Annotated in this window: 7 protein-coding genes; all 7 read left to right on the top strand. The window is 43.2% G+C overall.

The window, feature by feature from the left end; genetic code table 11:
• The first annotated feature begins 307 nt into the window (after positions 1-307).
• The 7 genes from ACSVDE_RS09755 to pstC all read left to right on the top strand — a co-directional run bounded on the left by ACSVDE_RS09755 (position 308) and on the right by pstC (position 23,671).
• On the top strand, positions 308-919 hold the full coding sequence (locus tag ACSVDE_RS09755) for a superoxide dismutase (RefSeq protein ID WP_226546479.1): 612 nt from the start codon (positions 308-310) through the stop codon (positions 917-919).
• A gap of 188 nt (positions 920-1,107) precedes the next feature.
• A complete protein-coding gene (locus ACSVDE_RS09750) occupies positions 1,108-9,321 on the top strand; it encodes a carboxypeptidase regulatory-like domain-containing protein (RefSeq protein ID WP_439300719.1) in 8,214 nt (2,737 codons plus the stop codon).
• A gap of 180 nt (positions 9,322-9,501) precedes the next feature.
• On the top strand, positions 9,502-17,724 hold the full coding sequence (locus tag ACSVDE_RS09745) for a carboxypeptidase regulatory-like domain-containing protein (RefSeq protein WP_439300718.1): 8,223 nt from the start codon (positions 9,502-9,504) through the stop codon (positions 17,722-17,724).
• Between the two features lie 157 nt (positions 17,725-17,881).
• Complete coding sequence (locus ACSVDE_RS09740) at positions 17,882-19,144, top strand: MFS transporter (protein ID WP_439300717.1); 1,263 nt, start codon at positions 17,882-17,884, stop codon at positions 19,142-19,144.
• A gap of 108 nt (positions 19,145-19,252) precedes the next feature.
• Complete coding sequence (locus tag ACSVDE_RS09735) at positions 19,253-21,298, top strand: peptidoglycan D,D-transpeptidase FtsI family protein (RefSeq protein WP_439300716.1); 2,046 nt, start codon at positions 19,253-19,255, stop codon at positions 21,296-21,298.
• A gap of 339 nt (positions 21,299-21,637) precedes the next feature.
• A complete protein-coding gene (locus ACSVDE_RS09730; RefSeq protein WP_439301974.1) occupies positions 21,638-22,582 on the top strand; it encodes a PstS family phosphate ABC transporter substrate-binding protein in 945 nt (314 codons plus the stop codon).
• A 183-nt stretch (positions 22,583-22,765) separates the two neighbouring features.
• Positions 22,766-23,671, top strand: a complete 906-nt coding sequence (gene pstC / locus ACSVDE_RS09725; protein ID WP_439301973.1) for a phosphate ABC transporter permease subunit PstC — start codon at positions 22,766-22,768, stop codon at positions 23,669-23,671.
• Position 23,672: the final 1 nt, after the last annotated feature.

Below are 23,672 nucleotides of genomic sequence, written 5' to 3'. Positions count from 1 at the left end.
GGCCGTGATGGTAACGAATAGAGCCTATTCAACCCTATCAGAAGAAAAAAGAGCTGTGATGGTAACGAATAGAGCTTATTCATCCCTATCAAGAGAAAAAATGGCCGTGATGGTAATGAATAGAGCTTATTCATCCCTATGAACTGAAAAAATCCCGATCTTGGTAATGAATAGAGGATGTTCATCACTTGATCAATACCCAAGCAGTGTTTAAAAATTGAATCCACTGGGTAAATTTGATATTGTTAGAAATGTAGGCACTTAACCCGTGCTTTGTAACTACATATTCTTAAAGGAGGAGATTCAATTGGCAAAACACGAACTACCAGCACTACCATATGAGTTCAACGCTCTTGAACCTCACATCGACGAAGAAACTATGAAAATCCACCATGGTAAACACCATAACGCATACGTAACAAAGCTGAATGGTGCACTTGAAGGACATGCGGATCTACAAGATAAAAGCATCGAAGCTCTTATGAGCAACTTGGATGCAGTACCTGAAAACATCCGTACAGCTGTCCGTAACAATGGTGGTGGACATGCCAACCACACATTGTTCTGGCAAGTACTCAGCCCGAACGGTGGCGGAGCTCCTACTGGTGAACTAGCTGACGCAATCAACTCCAAGTTCGGAAGCTATGACAAATTCCAAGAAGAATTTGCAAATGCAGCTGCTGGACGTTTCGGATCTGGCTGGGCTTGGTTAGTCGTAAACAACGGCGAACTAGAAGTAATGAGTACTCCAAACCAAGATACTCCATTGATGGAAGGTAAGACACCAATTCTTGGACTTGATGTTTGGGAGCACGCTTACTACTTGAACTATCAAAACCGTCGTCCTGACTACATTTCAGCATTCTGGAATGTTGTAAACTGGGACGAAGTTACAAAACGCTACAACGAAGCGAAGTAATTCTATACACACTGAAGAAGGACCAGTTGATCTGGTCCTTCTTTTTTATTTCATTTTTATTGTAAAAATCAGGCTTGTATGCATATGGATAAACATGGAAAAAGAGGTCGGACCATGACTTGTACCCAACACCTCCTTTTATATAGGACATACAACTAATAAGAGTGACAATAAAAGGAGGAACTAGGTTGGCTTTTCCAAATGATGATCAATATACCCCAATACCGTTAGGAGCAGGGTTATATTTTGACGTGACAGGCGATGAGAACCCGACTTCTGTAGACCTTGTCGGAAATCAGGCAAACCCTTCGTTTGCTATGGCTTACGATGGTACGAACGTATATTTTAGGCTTCGATTAAGAGAAGATCCCCGGAATCGGCAATTGACAGGATTTCGCAATTTTTCTTGGGGAGTTCTCTTTAATACAGGAGGTCAGCCGGGAACGTATCAATGGCTATTAGCAGTCAATGGGTTGGATGGTGAATTGAATCTTATACAAAATACTGTAGAAAGGGTTAATTCATGGAATGATCCTGCTGAAGGAACCAATGGCAGAGGGGCACCCAATTATTCACAACCCATTATCAATTTTGACATTGCCAGAGTAACACCTGCTCCAACTAGGTTTGGGAATGATGATAATGTCTTCTTGGATTTTTTTATCCCTGCGAACATTCTTTTCGATTTTCTGAACATAACCGAAAATACGCCTCTACAACTCATTTCTTTTACCTCGACAAATGCAAACAACTACAACAAAGATTCATTGAGAGTCAGTGAAGGATTTCAATTTATAGATGCTTTTTCAGATCCAATATCCCCAATCGACGCAGACATAAAAGCACGATTAGACCTTGAGAAAATCATCCTCAGTGGACCGACTACTGTAAGCGCAGGAAATGAAGCAAGTTATAGTGCACGATTAATTGTTGAGAATATCGGGAGAAGTGAAGCGACGACAGTAAGTTTAAGAGATGTTATCCAATTCGATTTACTGAACACCTTTATCATTACGAGTGTATCAACAGGGAATGCAACGTTTAATAACACAACGAAAACGCTGAGTTGGGAAATCGGAAGTATACCTCCTGGATCCAATGCAGTTTTGGATTTTGAATTGAGTGGTTTTTTCAATAATCCTGGAACCAGGACATTAGAGACCGCAACGGTCCAAGGGACGGATAGTAAAACTGGAAAAAGGTTAACACCACAAACGGAGACGACAACCATAACGGTCATAGAAGATGGCGGAGTGGTAGGTGTTGTTAAGGATCATACCACAGGCTTTCCGCTCACAGGAGTAACGGTAGAACTGAAGGATGGGGCTACCACCATAGCAACAACCACGACGAACGCCAATGGTGAATACAGCCTGACTGGAATATCACCCGGCAACTATACGATTGAATACTCGAAAGTGGATTATATAACAAACATTCAGAATGTGACCATCAATGCGGGTGAAATTACGAGAAAAGATGTATTCTTGACTGAACTTCCAGGTAGCATTAGTGGAACTGTCACAAATTCTGGTGGAGGTGCCATAAATAACGCCACCGTTAGATTGTTGGATACGGCTGGTAACGTAGTTGCTACTACCACGACGAATGCCGCAGGTAACTATTCTTTTCCTTCCGTAACACCTGGGCAATATACACTTAGCGTTACGGCTACAAATTTTCAATCTGCCACCCAAGGTGTTACCGTAACCGCTAACGATGCGTCTACGGTCAACTTTGTTTTGCAACCGAATCCCGGTACAGTTCAAGGACAGGTCACCGATCAAAACGGAAATCCGATTTCTTCTGCACTAGTTGAGGTAGTGAATTTAGCTGGACTGGTCATTGATACGACAACAACCAATGCTTCAGGAGACTACATCATTGATGATCTAGCACCTGGAGATTACAAATTAAGGGTAAGTAAGGCAGCTTTCACCACTGAGGTTCTTGGATTCAACTTATCCGCAGGTGAGACGGAAGTATTGAATGTTTCATTGAGGCCGAATCCAGGTACATTGACCGGTACAGTAACAGATGCAGCTTCAGGTAATCCGATTCAGAATGCGACTGTTCAAGTAACGAACGGGCTGGGTGTGACCGTAGCCACCACTATGACGGATGCGAGCGGAGATTATACAGTCCCAAGGCTCGCTCCAGGTTCCTATACTGTTACTTTCATTGCTGAGGGATATGGCTCCCAATCAATAGGTGCAAAAATTCGATCAGCTGAAACGACGACATTAAATGTTGAATTAGTGAAGCTGGTCGGAGCGATTTCGGGGACTGTTACGGATAACTCAGGGAACACTCTGTCTGGAGCAACAGTTGAAATCTTCCTGAACAATATTCTGGTGGCTTCAACGACTACGGACAGCAACGGAACATATGTCATCAACAATTTGATTCCGGGTGCGTATACAGTAAGCGTATCCAAAGAAAACTTCGGAACTGAAACAGTAGGTGCCTCTGTTGTTGAAAATCAGACATCCATCGCGAATGTTTCTTTAACACCTGACCCAGGTACATTGACCGGGACAGTTCTTACAACAACTGGTGATCCGATAGAAGGTGCCGTCCTTACAGTTAAGGATTCCCGTACAGGTGCGAATATCACTCAAGTATTAACGAACAATCAAGGGATCTATACGGCCACGGGTCTTGCACCAGGAACTTATATTATCACTGCACAAGCGGAAGACTTCCAAAGTCAACAAAAAGGCGCAACGATTTTATCTAATCAAACGACAACAGCGAATTTCACACTTGAAGCGAATCCTGCTAGTGTAACCGGTACAATTATCAATGCATCGACCGGACTTCCCATTACTGGAGTAGTAATTGAAGTAAAAGTAGTCGATTTTAATGGGAATGTGGTGACTACCACTTTTACGGATTTGAACGGACAGTACGAAGTGAATAACCTGATGCCTGCAACTTATGGGATACAGGCAAGTGCACCTGATTTTCAAACCAACTCAGCCACAGTCACGCTACAGCCGGGGGAAACGTCAGTTACAAACGTGACATTAACGCCTGAGCCTGGCAGTATCATAGGAACGATTACGGATACATCTGGTAATCCACTTTCCAATGTCCTGATTCGTATAGTCGATGACACAGGCTTTCTAGTTGGCACTGTATTAACGGACAGCAACGGTGATTATGTTTTCGATGGTCTTGCGCCTGGAAACTACACCGTTACCGCCATTGCAGAAGGTTTCCAATCATCGTCAACGGGGGCGATTGTCCAATCGAATGAAACGACAGTCGTTAACCAGAGCTTAGTCAGTAATCCTGGATCTATATCTGGAAGTGTCACTCCTGTTGAAGATGGAACAATCATTACATTATCGACATCAGAAGGCATCCCGATCAGCTCTACAATTGCGAATTCAAACGGGGATTTTCAATTTAACAATCTACAACCAGGTCAATATATCGTTACGGCTACCGCTCCGAACTATCAAACATCTTCAACAGGTGCTACAGTCATATCTGACCAAGTGACCTCGGTTTCATTGACCATTCAACCTAATCCAGCTGAAGTAGGCGGGACGATAACGGATACATCTGGTAATCCAGTCACAAATGCGACCATTCAGATTCTTGATGATAATGGTACGGTCTTGCAAAGCGGCGGAACTGATCAAAATGGACAGTATGCAATTGGAAATCTTCCACCAGGATCATTCACCATTGTTGTAAACGCACAAGATTATTCTTCTGCAACAGATGGAGTCACATTAGAAGCTGGACAAATCGTAACAGATGCGAACTTTGTATTAGTACCTGATCCTGGAACTATTGTCGGACAAATAACGGATACGAATGGTGATGTGATTCCAGGGGCAACCATTATCATCCGAAACGCAGAGAATATTCCGATACGCACAACCACTACCAATGAGTTTGGTGAATTTCTAGTCGAAGGGATTGCTCCTGGTTCGTATACAGTGGTGGCGACGGCTCCGGATTTTTCTACAAACTTTGTAGGGGTCATTGTGGAGAGTAATGAAAGTACGGTTGCGAATATTATTCTTACAAGTGTGGTTGGAAACATCGCAGGTACTGTTGTTGATGAAAACGGTGACCCGATTACAGGGGATAACATTGGAGTTAAGTTGTTTAATGAAAGCGGCACCTTATTACAAACTTTAGTCGCTGATTCAGATGGGACCTTCTCGATACTGGGTCTCCAACCAGGGCAGTATCTTGTGAATGCAACTGCACCGAATTATACGGCCAATACAGTCAGTGCAACCGTAATTGCGAATACGACAGAAAATCTTAATATTCCTCTTGCTTTGTTACCAGGAACCATAACAGGTCGGGTTTTCAATACGGCAACATCCGATGGAATCAGTGGAGTAGTCCTCACATTAACGACTCCTGAAGGGTTACCTATTACCTCTACAATCAGTGGAACAAACGGAGAATATACTGCAGCTAATATCCCACCGGGTACAGTTGTCATTAGCGCTGTAGTGGAAGACTTCGGTGCTGAATCCGTAACGGCAGTGGTGAATCCTAATGAGACCAGAACCGTCAATATCGGTCTCACAGAGAGTCTTGGTTTTCTCACCGGTTACGTTATAGATATTGTTACTGGAAACCCGATTGCAGGTGCTGTTGTATTAATTGATGAAAATGGTCAACAAGTGGCAAGTGTAACTTCAGATGATTCAGGACAGTTTTTATCACAAGGTTTAAGCCCGGGAAGCTATACAGCTGTTGCTGCAGCAGATGGTTTTACTTCTAGTACAGCTAGTTTTACAATTCTACCGAATGAAACGACAACGCTGAGTTTTGCATTATCACCTGAACCTGGCAGCATCGAAGGACGTATTACGAACTTCAATAATGGTGTGCCGATCGTTGGAGCTACAATCGCTATTCGAGCACAATCACCTAGCGGACCGATTATTGCTACGACCTTAACGGATGAGAATGGTGAATACACCGTTTCTACTCTCTCTCCTAGTACGTATACTGTTGTGGCGTCCGCTGAAGGATTTGGTGCTGCAGAAGCGACAACGATTGTTGAATCGAATCAAACTGAAACAGTCAATATCAAATTGGTTCCAAACCCGGGGACGATTCAAGGAACGATTACAAATAACAACACTGGTGCTACGGTATCTGGTGTTATGGTGGATGTCTACAATGAAGATGGAATACTTGTTTTCACAACAGTAACGGATGCAAACGGTTTTTATCAATTTACAGGTCTCGCTGCTTTACAATTCAGAATTGTAACAAGTAGTCCTATTTTCCAATCGCAGGAAGTTGGGGTGTTAGTTGTCTCTGATGAAACCTCCATCGTCAATTTTGGACTCGATCCGAATCCAGGTGCGATTACTGGAACGATTACCGATGAAGAAACAGGGGCACGTCTTGTCGGGGCTGAAGTACTCGTATTCTTTGCTCAAGACATCGTACCAATAGCAGTCGCTTTGACAGATGGTTTAGGACAGTACACCGTATCAGGTCTTGTGCCAGGCACTTACACAATTGTCGTAAACGCAGTAGGGTACGCTGAGAACTCTACAGGTAGTACGGTTTTGACGAATCAGACAACGACCACAGACCTTGCTTTAATTAGTGAAATAGGTAGTGTTTCAGGCACAGTACTTGGTACGGATGGGCAGCCGTTCAAAAATGCGGTTATCAAAATCGTGGATAGCAATGGTGTTGTGGTTGGAACGAGTGCAGTAAATCAGGATGGATCTTATTCCATCGGAAATTTGCCACCAGGAACCTATTCAATACGTGCGGCAGCACCAGATGTTGTTACAGCATCGTCTGGAGTATCATTAATTGCAAATGAGAATAAAGTAATCAATTTCGTTCTAAGAGTGAATCCTGGCACAATCAGAGGAACAGTGACCGAACAAGCTACAGGTGATCCGATTGTGGGGGCAAATGTCAATATTCTCGATTTGAATGGGCAAGTGGTAGCGACCACTGCCACCAATACAATCGGAAATTATTTTGTAGATCGCTTGGCACCAGGTAGTTACACAGTATCCGTTTCAAAAGTCGGATTTGCAAAGAGTATGAAGGGTGCCATCGTCAACGCAGATGATTTCACGATTGTGAACGTTGCACTCGGTAGCTCAACAGGATCCGTGTTCGGAATTTTAAGAGATGAGCAAGGGAACAGGCTTGAAGGGTTAGAAATCGGAGTCAGGTTGTTGGACAATAAAGGACTTTTGCTTCTCTCAACTGTTGCTTCACCTGATAGTGATTTCAGTTTCCTTAACTTAAGTCCTGGGCAATATCTAATCAGCATAAGCGCAGAAGGGTTTCAATCTAAAGTCGTCCCGGTAACAGTGGTAGGTGGAGAGTCTAAGAATTTGGATATTACTCTTTTCAGAGACTCAGGTAGATTGATTGGTCAAGTAATCAATCGGGATACACTTGATGGTATTGCTGGTGCTTCGGTCATGATCAAAGATGCTGCTAATATCTTATTAACTTCCAGTATTTCAGATGAAAACGGAAATATCGGTGTAGATAATCTGCCACCAGGGACTTTGTTTGTCAATGTCTCACGGGATGGTTTCGGAACAAGTTCAATCAGTATAATGGTTAAACCAAATGAAACAACAGAACGCGAAATCAGACTGACGCCGAATCCGGGTAGCGTCGAAGGTCGCGTGACCGATGCAGAAACTGGCGCGCCGATAGAGGGAGCGAATATCCAAGTATTAACAGGTGACGAAACCTCTGTTGAAACACTCCTTACCCAGGCAGATGGTCGTTATTTAGCTCCTAACTTAAGTCCAGGGGTATATGAGCTAGCTGCTAGTCACCCTGATTATGGAACAAGAATTGCAGGAGCTATCGTAGTAAGTGATGATAAGACAGTGTTGGACTTTGCCTTACCTCCTTCTCCTGGTAGTTTAAGTGGAATTGTAACAGATCAGGTGACTGGGGATTCGGTTTCTGGTGCCACGGTTCAGCTAAGATGGTTAAGTCCCGATGGAGAATTGTTAGCATCAACTGTGACAAATGATAATGGGGAATATCTGTTTGAAGGATTAACTCCAGCTATTTATACAGTACTCGCATATGGTGGCGGATTCGGCAGTGATCAAGCATCGATTGAAGTGTTCCCAGATCAAACAACGATACAGAACCTGGGTCTGTTTCCGCTCCCTTCGGCCGCTCAAGGGGAAATTACTGATGCAGGAACTGGTTTGCCAGTAGAAAATGCTCTTGTCCGATTAATTGCTTCAAGTGGGACGATTTTGCAACGAACGCTCACCGATTCTTCTGGAAATTACATGTTCGAAGGCTTCGACCCGGGAGAGTACACCATCACGGTGAGGATTGACGCGTATGCATCAGCCGAGAAAAGTTTTACTGCCGAACCATCGGAAACGGAAACCGTGAATTTTGAATTACTAAGAGATTCTGGCTCTGTAACGGGTCTAGTAAAAGATGAAAAAACACAACAACGCGTCTCAGGAGTTTCAGTGATTGTGATGGATGAAAATGAGGTTGTTATCGCTAATACTTTAACAGATCAAAGTGGCAGATATCTCATTCAAGGTTTAGCACCTGGAACGTATACGATCAGAGCACTCGCTCTTGAATGTGATTCGGATGCTAAGCGTTTAATCATCACTGGGGGTGAAACGACGACCATCAACTTTTTGCTGATGGGACTTCCTTCAACCGTTCGTGGGAATGTTACAGACACAAATGGTAATCCTCTGAATGACGTGAGTATCCGTGTTTATAATGCGAATGGATTGTTATTGAATCTTGGTGTTACAAGTAGAGAAGGGGAATATGTGATTGGATCGTTACCTGGAGAGACTTTGACATTCATCGCTTCCTTACCAGGATTTATTCCTGATCGGAAAGTCGTTGATGTCCCGCCAAACAGTCAAATCACCATCAATTTCGTTTTGGGTATCAGTAATCCGGCTACGGTTCAAGGCGTTATAACAAGTAGAGAATCCGGTGACCCCATCAGTGGAGCAGTGGTATCACTACTAAGGAATAATGTGCTTGTAAGGGAAGTCACTACGGATGGAGACGGCAGATATTCCATTTCCGGTTTAGGTGAAGGGGAGTATACATTTACGGTTAATGCTCAAGGGTTTGAACCTTATGTTGATCCGATCTTCCTATTAGCTGGAGAAGTCCGCACAATTGATGTTGCCCTGGAAGGTGGTCCGACTCCGACACCATCTGGTCCAAATCAATATTACTTGATTGCTTGTGGAACGGGTCGTTATGTAAAGCTTGATGGAAGCTCAACACCAACGGTATTCACCTTGTTACGTATTGAAGATGGTTGTGCAACCTTCTCTTTTAGAACAAATGGTGGGACCGAGATCTTGATCGTCGAGTTAGCCTGTTTTATCCTCGTGCCAATCAGTTAGAAATATCAATAAAGCGGTGGCAAAAGTCATCGCTTTTTTATTGTGGATTAATTGAAAAAAACAGGCTTGTACGTATATGGATAAACATGGAAATTGGTTTTTTTCAAGACTTGTACCCAACACCTACCTCCTGATAGGACATACATCTATTATGAGTGACAATAAAAGGAGGAGGAAAAGTTGTCTTTTCCTAATAATAATCAATACACCCCGATACCGTTAGAATCGGGATTTTATTTCGATGTGACTGGAGATGAAAATCCCACATCTGTAGACTTGGTAGGTAATCAGGATCATCCATCTTTTTTGATGGCCTATGATGGGAAAAATGCATACTTCCGTTTAAGGTTGAGAGAAGATCCAAGGAACAAACAAAAGACAGGTTTTAATAATTTTTCATGGGGCGTCCTTTTTAATACAGGAGGTCCAGTTGGGACTTATCAATGGCTACTAGCTGTTGATGGTAACAGCGGGAGATTGAATCTCGTTGAAAACACAGATCCAGAAGTAAATTCATGGAACGATCCAGCAGATGGAAAGGACGGAAAAGGGAAACCAAGCTACTCAAAAGCGATCATCAATTTCGATCGAGCGCGGGTATCACCAGCGGATACCCGTTTTGGAAATGATGACAATGTATTCCTTGATTTCTTCATTCCTGCAAATACATTATTCAAATTCCTCAAAATCAACGAAGACACGCCATTGCAATTGATTTCATACACAGCCACAAATGCGAACAATTATAACAAGGATTCTTTGCGGGTAAGTGAAGGGTTCCAGTTCGAGGATGCCTTCTCTGACCCGATTTCATTAAGTGATACGGATATCAGAGCCAATTTAAATTTACAAAAAATCATCTTAAGCGGCCCTACCACTGTGGCGGCAGGTGTTGAGGCTGTCTACACCGCGAGATTGATTGTCGAGAACACCGGAGGAAGCGAAGCGACAAATGTATCCTTGAGCGATGTCATAAGGTTTAATATTCTCAACACGTTCACAATCACAAATATAAGCAATGGTAATGCGACTATCAATACACGCAGAAAAAGACTAAGTTGGGAAATCGGTACGATTGCATCTGGTGCTAGTGCTGTATTGGAGTTTGAAGTCAGTGGTTTTTTTAACAGAGCTGGGGAGAAAACGCTGGAGAGAGCAACTGCTAAAGGTACCGATAGTAGTACAGGTAAACGACTCAGACCCGATCCTGTCACCACCAAAGTAACGGTTGTAGATAACGGCGGTGTTATTGGTATTGTAAAGGATCAAACGTCAGGACTACCGCTTTCGGATGTCATCGTAGAATTGAAGGACGGACCGACGACGATTGCTACAGGTACAACAAACGCGAATGGAGAGTATAGCCTTACCGAAATAACTCCAGGATCCTATACAATCGAATTTTCGAAAGTGAATTACATCACGAAAATTCAAACCATAACGATCAATGCTGGCGAAATTACAAGAAGAGATGTATTTCTCACAAAAGTTCCAGGGAGTATTAACGGAACAGTCACTGAATCTGGTGGTGGGGCAATCAATAATGCTACCGTTTTATTATCCGATACTGCAGGAAATGTAGTGGATGATACAACGACCGATGCCAGTGGAAATTATTCCTTTCCATCCGTAAAGCCTGGTCAGTATTCCATTACAGTTACCGCCACGAATTTCCAGTCCGCCTCTGAAGGGGTGACAGTTGAAGCCAACAGTGCCTCGACAGTCAATTTCGTATTAGAGCCAAACCCTGGTACAGTCCAAGGTAAAGTGACGAATTCGGATGGTGATCCGATTGTCGGTGCACTTGTAGAGGTATTGAATTTGGCAGGTACGGTCATCAGTAGGACGATCACAAACGCAACAGGTGACTACCTTCTGAATGAGCTGGCGCCAGGAGACTACAAACTCAGAGTCAGCAAGGATTTGTTTATTACTGAAATTCTTGGATTTACGTTATCAGCTGGTGAAACAGAAGTATTGAATGTAACTTTGAGACCAAATCCAGGAACGTTGAGTGGAACTGTAACGGATGGAAATACAACTACTCCTATTCCGAATACCACCGTTCAAGTCATAAATGCGCGTGGTGTCACAATAGAAACCACTTTAACGGATATAAATGGAGACTTCAGTGTAAACAAATTAGCTCCAGGTATTTATACAGTGACTTTTATTGCTGAGGGGTATGGTTCTAAATCAGTTGCAGCCAAGATATTGCCAGGTCTGACCACAACATTGAATGTAGATTTAGAAAAGTTGGTTGGAGCCATTTCAGGCTCGGTTTCGGATACAGCAGGAAATCCTGTTTCTGGTGCTGTTATGGAAGTTTTCTTTAACAATATCCTTGTTGCTTCTACAACATCAGACAACAATGGTACGTATATTTTCAACAATCTCATACCAGGTGCCTATACAGTAAGTGCCTCGAAAGAAGGTTTTGGTACAGAAACCGTCGGTGCATCAGTGGTTGAAAATGAAATCTCGACTGCAAACTTCATCTTGACGCCGAATCCTGGTACATTGACTGGATCTGTTGAGACAACAACGGGAGATCCAATCCAAGGTGCTGTCCTTACAATCCGTGATGCCCGGACTGGTGCGAACATTACGCAAGTCGTGACGAACAATCTGGGGTTATACACTGCAATTGGCCTTGCGCCGGGTAATTATATAGTCACAGTACAAGCAGAAGATTTTCAGACGCAACAAAAAGGCGCAACGATACTATCCGGTCAAACGACAACCACAGATTTCGTCCTTGAGCCGAATCCTGCCAGTGTAACGGGAACGATCATTAATTCATCAACAGGTCTGCCGATTACAGGGCAGATGATTGAGATCAGAGTTGTTGATTTAAATGGAAACACCGTCACAACAACATTCACTGATTTAAATGGCCAGTATGAAGTGAATAATCTCACTCCTGGATCGTATGGCATCCTAGCGAGTGCTACTGATTTCCAAACAAATTCGGCTACGGTGATGTTACTACCAGGTGAGACTACGATAGCCAATGTGGCCTTGACTCCAGAACCCGGTAGTGTCATTGGTACGATTACAGATACAGATGGTAATCCTCTATCAAATGTTGTGATTCGAGTGGTTGATGATACGGGATTCCTTGTGGGAACGGTGCTGACTGATTCAAATGGCACTTATGTGTTTGATGGGCTGGCACCTGGAAATTACACCATAACCGCTATTGCAGCTGGTTTCCAATCGGCTTCAACAGGAGCCATCGTCCAATCCAACGAATCGACCATTGTGAATCAGAGTTTAGTGAGCAACCCAGGTTCTATTTCTGGAACGGTTAACCCGGTTGTTACCGGCACTTTGATTACATTAACCACGTCAAACGGTGTTCCCATTGGGACTACTCTTGCAGATTCCAACGGTGCGTTTCAATTCAATAACCTTCAACCTGATCAATACATTGTGACTGCGACTGCACCGAATTATCAGACCGCAACAGCAGGAGCAACAGTCGTATCCGATCAAGTAACGGCAGTAGCCATTACGATTACACCTAATCCTGCAGAGGTTGGTGGAGTCATAACCGATACCTCTGGAGATCCTGTGACGAATGCCGCCATTCAGGTGATTGATGGGAATGGGACGGTTTTACAAACAGGTGGAACAGATCAAAATGGACAATATGTCATTGGGAATCTACCACCAGGTTCGTTCACTATCGTAGTAAATGCTCAAGACTACTCATCCGCTACGAATGGAGTTACTTTGGAGCCGGGACAGATTATTTCAAATGCCAATTTTGTATTGATTCCTGACCCAGGTGGGATAACTGGACAAATCATAGATACGAACGGTGATGCTATTGCAGGTGCCACAATCATCATTCGAAATGCTGACAATCTCCCGATCAGAACGACGACAACCAATGAATTCGGTGAATTTCTGGTTGATGGAATCGCGCCTGGTTCATATACGGTTGTTGCGACTGCTACAGATTTTTCAACTAACTTTGTTGGGGTTATGGTCCTAAGTAATGAAGATTCAATTGCGAATATGACTCTGACCAGCTTAGTCGGAAACATCTCAGGTACGGTAGTTGACGAAAATGGTGATCCGATCCTTGGTGATAACACAGGCATCAAACTATTCGATAACAGCGGTGCGCTTCTTCAAACGCTAGTAGCAAATTCGGATGGTACATTTACGTTCTTTGCACTTCAACCTGGTCAGTATCAGATCAATGCAACAGCAACGGATTATGCAGCCAATACAATCGCTGCAACCGTAATTGCCAACACGACTCAAAATGTATCAATACCACTTTCGTTATTACCTGGAATCATAACAGGAAGAGTGTTCAACCTTTCCAGTTCAGAGGGGATCAGCGGAGCTGTTCTTACATTCACCACTTCAGAAGGGATACCGATCACTTCGACTATATCTGGATTGAATGGTCAATATACTGCAGCCAATATCCCTGGTGGGACTGTGAATATTGGTGTAGCGGCGGAAGACTTCGGAGCTGAATCGGTCACAGCTGTGGTCAGTCCGAATCAGACGGAAACGGTGAATATCGGTATGACAGAAAGCTTAGGCTTTTTGACCGGCTTTGTAACCAATATAGCGACAGGGAATCCGATTGCAGGAGCAGTCATTCTTATTGATGAAAATGGCTCGCAAGTTGCTACTGTAACTTCTGACGGTTCAGGAGAGTTTCTCACACAAGGATTAAGACCTGGCAATTATACGGCTATTGTGTCTGCTGCCAATTTCACCTCTAGCACAGCAAGTTTCACTATCCTGCCAAACGATACAACGACATTGAGTTTTGCGTTATCGCCTGAACCTGGAACGATTACAGGGACGATTACGAACTTCAATACAGGTGATCCGATTGTAGGGGCCACAATAACGATCAGAGCACAAACGCCAAGTGGGCCAATCATTGCGAACACGATAACTGATCCGAATGGTGATTATGCCGTTTCAACATTATCACCAAGCACTTACACAGTTATAGCTTCAGCAAATGGATTTGGTGCTGCAGAAGCGACGGACATCGTTGAATCCAACGAGGTCACCCGTGTGGATATCAAACTTGTGCCGAATCCGGGTACGATAGAAGGAACCATCACGAACAATAATACGGGAGATCCAGTATCGGGTGTTAATGTTGAGGTTTTCAACCAAGACGGAATCCTGGTATTCAATACAACGACTGACTCTAACGGCTTCTATCAATTCGTTAGTTTGGCGGCGTTGCAATTCAGGATTGTAACACGAGATCCTAATTTTCAAACACAAGAAGTAGGAGTTACCGTTGTTTCGGATGAGACGACTGTTGTCAATTTTGGACTGGATCCAAATCCAGGTGCGATTACAGGTACAATTCGTGATTCTGAAACGAACACCAGATTGGTTGGTGCAGAAGTGCTTGTTTTCTCAGCACAGGATATCGTTCCGATTGCGATGGCTTTAACGGATGGATTAGGGCAGTATACGATTACTGGTCTGGTACCAGGTACGTATACGATTGTCGTCAACGCAGTCGGATATACGGAAAATTCAGCTGGAAGTACAGTTTTCTCAAACCAGACGACAACAACGAATCTATTCTTGACCACCAATTCGGGTAGTATTTCTGGGACGGTCCTTGGAACGGATGGTCAGCCATTTAAGAATGCAGTCATCAAGATTGTGGATAGTAACGGTGTCGTAGTTGGGACGAGTGCAGCAAATGCGGATGGCTTCTATTCAATTGGAGGGCTGCCTCCTGGAACCTATTCAATTCGTGTAGCAGCACCTGACATTGCTTCTCAATCGTCTGGTATTACGCTGGTCGCAAATGAAAATAAAGTGATTAACTTTGTATTAAGAGTAAGCCCAGGGACGATAACAGGAAAGGTAACGGATCAAACGACTGGAGAGCCGATTGTCGGAGCGAATGTCAATATTCTTGATTCGAATGGTCTCGTCATTGCAACGACAGCGACGAATACTTCAGGTGGTTATTTTGTCGACCGTTTAGCTCCAGGAAGCTATACCGTTTCTGTTACGAAGACGAACTATGCAAAACAAACAAAGGGTGGCATTGTTCAAACAGGAGAGTTAACAACTGTGAACATTGCTCTTAGCCGGTCAGTTGGTTCGATTCTAGGTGTACTCCGAGATGTGGACGGAAATCGGATTAACTCAGTCGAAATCGGGGTTCGTCTCCTGGATAGCAAAGGATTGCTCCTACAATCCACCATTGCATCACCAGAGAGTGATTTCAGTTTCTTCAATCTTACACCGGCACAATACCTGATCAGTATTAGCGCGGAAGGGTTCAGATCGAAGGTCGTTCCTGTCACAGTCGCAGGAGGGACAACAAGTGAATTGGATATCACACTCTTTACTGAATCTGGGAACTTGATCGGAACGGTCCTGAACGATGATTCTGGAGTTGGTATTGCCGGAGCGGTCATTAATATCAAAGATGAAGCAAACAATTTGTTGAATTCTAGTTTTTCAAACGAAGATGGAAGATTCACGGTTGACAACATTCCTACTGGCTCGCTGTTTGTGGTTGCCTCAAGAGATGGTTTTGGTACAAAAGCGATCAGTATTATGGTTGAAACGGATGAGACCGTAGAAGCTACAATCCGTCTGACCCCGAACCCTGGTAGCATTGGGGGAGCCATTACAGATGAAGTAACCGGAGAACCAATTTCTAGCGCTGTCGTTCAACTGTTAGACGGTGACTGTACGGAAGTGGCAACAGTTCTTTCCCAATCAGGTGATGGGCGGTATCTCATATCTGACGTAACGCCTGGTGTATATGAATTAGCGGTGAGCGCTTCGGGTTATGGGACAAAAATCGCAGGTGCGATCGTCGTAAGTGGTAGAAGAACAGATTTGGATTTCGCACTTCCTTCGGATCCAGGTGCATTGAGTGGCATCGTAAAGAATCAAGTGACAGGGGAGCGTGTATCAGGAGCCATTGTTCAAGTAAGGTGGTTAAGTCCTGATGGGGAATTACTTGCCACCACTTTGACGAATGAAAATGGGGAATATCTGATTGATGGTTTGACTCCAGCCGTTTATACAGTGGTAGCTTATGGAGGAGGTTTGGGGAGCGATCAAGCATCCGTGGAAGTCTTTCCAGACCAGACGACAGTTCAAAATCTAGGCCTATTCCCGCTCCCTTCTGCTGTCCGAGGACAGGTAACGGATGCAGTGACAGAACTGCCTATTCAAGGGACGATTGTAAGACTCATCGCTTCCAGTGGTACGATCATCCAGAGAGCCTTGACTGATGCATCAGGTAAATACATGTTTAAGGAATTCGATCCAGGTGAATACACGGTCGCAGCCAGAAATGAGAACTATGAGTCAGTCGCAAAACCGTTTACAGCACAACCACTTGAAACGGAAATTGTAAATTTTGCACTTGAAACAGAGCCCGGGGCTGTTACAGGTAGAGTGAGAGACGAAAGAACGCAAGAACTGGTGTCTGGCGTTTCCGTCATCGTTATGGACTCTGATGGGATCATCATCGCCAATACGCTCACCGATCAATCCGGAACTTATTTGATTCGAGGACTTGCGCCGGGGATCTATTCAATAAGAGCACTTGCTTTAAGGTGTGACTCAGATGCGAAAAGAATGACGATTACGGCAAATGAAACGACTACAATCAACTTTTTATTAACAGGAAATCCTTCTTTCGTGCGAGGAAACGTAACGAATGAACAAGGTAATCCATTAAATGATGTAAGTATCAGGGCATACAACTCGAACGGATTGTTGGTCAACTTAGGTGTGACAAGTAGGGAAGGGGAATATGTAGTCGGCTACTTGCCTGGAGAAACCTTGACCTTTATTGCGTCCTTGCCAGGATTTGAACCAGATGTGAAAGTGGTAGAAGTGCCACCGGGTAGTTCATTGACACTCAATTTTGTTCTGGGTGTGCTGAATCCTGCGACCATCCAAGGTGTTGTGACAAGTGAAGCAACTGGAGAACCTATTCAAGGGGCTTTGGTGACAGTTAGACGAAACAATGAATTGAGAGCAGAAGTCACCACTGACGAAAATGGAAGGTATGTCATTACGGGTCTAGCGGAGGGAGAGTTCACGTTCATAGTATCCGCACAAGGTTTTGAAACGTTCGTCGATCCGATATTCTTGTTAGCAGGAGAGGTGCGAACCATCAACGTTGCGTTGGAAGGGGGAGGACCTTCACCTACCCCTACTGGACCGAATCAGTTCTTGTTGATTTCGTGTACGACAGGACAATATTTACGATTGGATGGTAGCTCGACTCCCACTGTGTTCACACTTTTGTGTAAAGAGGAAGATACACGTTGTGCATTCTTCGGTATCCAGAGCGATCCTTCCGATGTTCTGATCATCGATCTCGACTTCTTCATTTTGGTACCAATCAGCTAAAATTCTTTTTGAAACGATGGGATCTTCTCCCATCGTTTTTTTATGGCTTCTTTTCTCTTTCCGCCTCTTAGTTTTCTTAGGATTGCACCATTATTAGTGAGAATAACAACAAGGGTTTTAGGAAAACTAGGGTTGTTGAGTAAAGGGGAGACAAGTGATGAAAGCATTACAAAAAATGATCGGTGATATCGAAATAACAAAAGACCTTCTGATGTTGTTGATTATCGGGGGACTATACTCGCTCAGTATCGCATTATCGAATACATTCGTGAATGTTTTCCTATGGAAACAATCTGGTGAATTCATCGATATTGCGATTTACAATTTGTCCATTGTCGTTTTTCAACCCATTACCTTCATTATTGCAGGACGGTTAGCTAAACGGATTGACCGGGTCATTGTTTTGAGGCTCGGCGTCATCAGCCTTTCGATCTTTTATTTAACCGTCTTATTGTTAGGAGCCCGGGCAGAACATTTCCTTATCCTTCTAGGTGGGTTGCTTGGGATCGGGATGGGGTTTTATTGGCTTGCTTTCAACGTACTTACATTCGAAATTACAGAACCGGATACAAGAGATTTTTTCAATGGATTCTTGGGATTATTGACTTCATTTGCAGGGATGGTTGGACCATTTTTGGCAGGATGGATCATCACCCGGATGGATGCTTTCATCGGATATAAAACGATTTTCGCCATTTCGTTGATCTTGTTTTTTGCGGCTGTCATTACGAGCTTCATGTTGAATAGAAGATCAGCTGAAGGCGTCTTTTCATTTGTTCGGATTATAAAGGAGAGGAAGAAGAATCCGAATTGGAACCGCATCCTATACGCACATTTCTTTCAAGGGCTGAGAGAGGGAACATTTATCTTCGTCATTGTCGTCTGGGTTTTCATTACGACGAACAGTGAGTTGGCCTTGGGTACTTTCGGTTTGATCAACTCAGCTGTGTCATTCTTGGCCTATTACGTTGCGACGAGGTTCATCAAATCTAAACACCGTAAAAAAGCGATCCTGCTCGGAGGATCCATCCTTTACGCGGCCCTCAGTTTGATTTTGTTTGATCTTACGTTTGGAAAGCTCATTACGTATGGGGTCATCATATCGATTGCCTACCCGATTTTGTTGGTTCCTTACGTTTCTCTCACATACGATGTTATCGGACGTAGCTGGAATGCACGTGAAATGCGAATCGAATATATCGTCGTTCGGGAATTGTATCTAAATTATGGAAGAATAACTTCTATTATACTGTTCATACTCACGATCACCTTCTTTGATGAGAAGACCAGCATTCCTTATCTGTTACCGATCATCGGTGTCGGACATACGCTCATCTACTTCTGCATAAGGAAAATCAGTTTCCAATCCGACCCTGATAATCAAGTCGTACTTTCGAACGAAAAGGGCTCGAATGTATAACTATATCTTTTTTTTGAAATAGAGTTGCGATACAATAAAAAAGCGATTTAGACATATCAGACACCTTACACAAGGTGTCTATTCTACATATTGGGGAGTCATACAAAAATGGATGCGTACAAGAAGAAGAAAACTCATGTTCCATTTCGCTTGAATATCTTGTTTGTAGTCGTTTTCATCATGTTCACGATACTCATATTAAGGTTGGGGGTCGTCCAAATCGTCCACGGTGATTCGTTCAAGGCTGAAGCAGAGCGTACGGAAAACATCACAGCTAAATTGGATGCACCACGTGGAAAAATGTTTGACCGCTATGGGCGGGTGGTCGTTGATAATGAACCTGTATTCTCCATCACCTTTACGAGGACAAACAATACAACTCAAGAAGAAATATACGAAATTGCGACAAAGCTGTCCAAGTATATCGAGATTGATACGGAAACACTTACTGAGCGAGACCGAAAGGATTTTTATCTTTCCTATAAAGTCGAAGCAGCTGAAATGTATGAAAAGCTGTTGACGGAGAAAGAGATGGAAGAGTTGGATGATAAGGAAGAATATCGCCTTGTCATCGAGAGGCTGAAGGTCTCAGAAATCAACCTCACGAATGAGGAAGAAGAAATTGCTGCAATCTGGCGGGAGATGATCAGAGGGTATGCCTTGACGCCTCAACGGATCAAAGTAGGGGCAACTCAAAAAGAAATTGCGGTCATCAGTGAAAACCTGGACGAATTTAACGGTACGATCGACATCAAACCAGATGCCCAACGTTCGTATCCTTATGGAGAAACCTTGCAGTCCATATTCGGACAGGTCGGACAGATTCCTCGTGAATTGATCAATGGTTATGTGCTGGAAGGACGGGATCGAAACGATCTAGTCGGCACAAGTTTTCTTGAGGAGCAATACGAGTCTGTCTTGAGAGGGACGAAAACGAAAATCAACTATGTAACAGATAAATCAGGGAACCCTGTAGGGAAACCTGAAGAGAATGTCGGAAGTCGGGGATACGACCTAGTTCTTACTGTGGACATGGAGTTGCAGAAACGCGTAGAAGCGATTGTTGAAAAGCAGATTGTAGAAGCAAGAAGGAAATATGCAGCCAATAATCAGTTGAAAAGCTCTTATGTCGTCATGATGAACCCGAAGACCGGTGAGATCTACTCCATGGTTGGTAAGCAACTGGAAGATGGCAAGTTCAAAGATGTGCCTTTCGGTAATGTATATAACCAATATCCGATGGGTTCCACGGTTAAAGGAGCGACAGTCCTGACTGGTTATCAAACGGGTGTGATCGATCCAGGCACGGTGCTATATGATACGCCACTGAAATTACCAGGTACGAAAATCAAGAAATCATATAAAAACATGGGTTACGTCAGTGACATCGAGGCATTACAGCAATCTTCCAACGTTTACATGTTCCGTATCGCCATGTTGATTGCAGGCTATGACTATAATGAAAAAAGAGGGTTCAAGAATCCTGCTAAAGCGTATGAGACGATGCGTTATTATTTCAATCAATTTGGACTTGGTGTGCCTACCGGAATCGACCTTCCATATGAGGATGACGGTTACAACGGTGGAGTCCAGGCACTCGGTAACTTGATGGATATGGGCATCGGACAGTTTGATACGTATACACCGATGCAGATGGTCCAGTATATCTCAACCATCGCAAATGGCGGATATAGAATGCAGCCTCATTTCATGAAAGAGATCAGAAACCCGAGTGCGCGTTCAGAAAATCCTGGTGAAAGTATCATGACCCATGAACCGAAAATCCTCAACCGTATCGATATGAAGGAAGAATGGATCGAGCGCGTGCAAAAAGGATTATGGATGGTCATGAATACAAAAGACGGAACGGCGAGTTCTTACTTCAAGAATACCGAAGGGTACATTGCTGCTGGAAAAACAGGTACTGCTCAGTACGATGGGGATTCTTATATCCTGACATTAGTCGGATATGCCCCTCATGATAATCCTGAGGTAGCATTTGCGGTTGTCAGTCCCTATGCTGAAGAAGGCGGCATCAATAATAAAATCGGCCGTGAAATTTTGGACGCCTATTTTGAAATCAAAAAAGAAGGTCATAAAGAAGACATCCTCAACCAACCTGCTGAGGAAAAAGATGCAGAACAAGAAGGATGACAAAATTCAAAATTAAACTTTTTAGAAATGCTCCCATATGGGAGCATTTTTTTATGAATTTCTCGATTAACACTTTTATTTTGCAAATATTCTTGATTATTCGTTTGAAAGAGCTATGAACGTGGTAAGGAACTTATGTGCAATGTTTACATACCCAAATTTCCTCAATATTCGACCCATCTTTACAAAACCTTAACAATCCATTTATACATCCTTAATAAGAAATCGTTATTATGGGCATTGTAAGGGCGAGCGGGCAATTCGCCCTATAGGAATAGAGAGAAACCTTTCTCATTTATTTCTAAATACCCAAATACAAAAATCTAGGGGGATTTCATGATGAAAGCTTTCAAGAGAAGTACGCTTTTTGTCATGCTAGCGGCATTAATGGTATTCGCTGCAGCTTGTGGAAATGACAACGGTTCTGAAGGTGGACCAGAAGGTAGTGTCGTAATTGATGGATCTGGTACAGTATATCCGTTGATGGCAAAGCTAGCTGAGAGTTATATGGGCGAGAATGAAAACGTATCAGTTGAAGTTGGACGTGCTGGTTCAAGTGCTGGATTCAAAAAGTTTCTAGCTGAAGGCGGCGGAACGGATCTTTCCAATGCATCCCGTACAATTAAAGAAGAAGAAAAAGCAAAAGCTGAAGAACTTGGAATTGACTATAAAGAATTGAAACTAGCTCTAGATGGAATCACGATCGTTGTGAACAAAGAAAACGATTGGATCGACGAATTAACTCAAGAAGAAGTCATTGACATCTTCCTAGCAAGTGCTAACAAGAAAAAATGGTCTGATGTACGTTCAGACTTTCCGGATGAAGAAATCAAAGCATACGGACCAAATGAAAACCATGGTACTTACGAATTCTTCTATGAAACGATTCTTGAAGAACAAGAGCTTAGAGGAGATGTAAATCTTCAACAAGAGTACTCTACTCTTGTAGACATGGTTTCAAAAGATAAGAACGCAATTGCATATTTCGGTTATGGTTATTATGAAAACAACCAAGACAAGCTTAAGGCTGTGAAGATCGACTTTGGTAATGGACCAGTTGAGCCATCAATCGAAACCATTAAGGAAGATGGTGAATACGCTCCATTTACACGTCCTGTATTCACTTACTTGAACGAAAAGATGGCGAAGGAAAAAGCTCAAGTGATGGATTTCGCAATCTATGCAATGGAGAATGCTGGGAATGCTGCCAAAGAGTCAGGCTTCGCACCACTTCCTGAGGAAGAATACAACGAAGCTGTTGAATATCTTAAAGGCTTAAAATAATAAAGTTTGAAAAAAAGATTAGAGCAGGTTTGCTAATCTTTGAAGGTGAGGGGACTATAGAGGCCTCTCATCTTCTTATGATTTTTTTAGGATTATTTCTTACTAACCTGAAAATTCTGTAAATTGTATCTGTGATGGGTGAAAGGAGAAATATAAGTGGATAAAAATATAAATGTAAGAGACATGATCCACAAGAATAAGCAATCAATGAATATAGGGCAAGTGTGGGAAAAAATGGTTCCGAAGGTTCTTCTCTCGATCGCAGTCATTTCAATCCTTACTACAATAGGGATTTTGGCGACATTGACAGTTGAAACGATCGCGTTCTTCAGGGAAGTTCCAATTCTTGATTTCTTTACGGGAACGAAACTGAAACCACTTGGTGCGAACGCAGAATTCGGAGTGCTTCCACTTTTGACCGGAACGATTTTATCCACGATCATAGCCATGTTCGTTGCGATTCCTGTTGGATTGATGACAGCTGTTTATTTGAGTGAGTATGCATCTGACAAGGTGAGAAGAACTTTGAAACCACTATTAGAGGTACTTGCTGGAATTCCTACAATTGTGTATGGTTTCTTTGCCTACACATTTGTAACTCCGATCCTAAGAACATTCATTCCAGGACTTGACCCGACGAATATTCTAAGTCCGGGACTGGTTATGGGGATCATGATTATTCCAATGGTAGCATCACTTTCTGAAGATGCTATGAGTTCTGTACCTTCAGAAATGAGACAAGGTGCATTTGCACTAGGTGCAACCAGACTTGAAACTACATGGCGTGTAGTAATTCCTGCATCTATCTCTGGAATTATCGCTTCCTTCGTTCTTGCGATTTCCCGTGCAATCGGTGAAACGATGATCGTTACGATTGCGAGTGGAAGCTCAAAGAATTTCACGTTTGATATTACTCAATCGATGCAGACGATGACGGCATATATCGTTGAGGTCACTGGTGGTGAGGCACCAGCAGGCTCTACCCTTTATTACAGTCTTTATGCTGTTGCGATGACGCTGTTCGTCTTTACATTGGTCATGAACCTGCTTGCACAATATATTTCTCGTAGATTCAGGGAGGAATATTAAT

The sequence above is a fragment of the Pseudalkalibacillus sp. Hm43 genome, from assembly GCF_051842935.1.
GTDB lineage: Bacteria > Bacillota > Bacilli > Bacillales > Fictibacillaceae > Pseudalkalibacillus.
The sequence above is the reverse complement of the archived record's forward strand: the minus strand, read 5'-3'. Positions and strand labels throughout refer to the sequence as shown.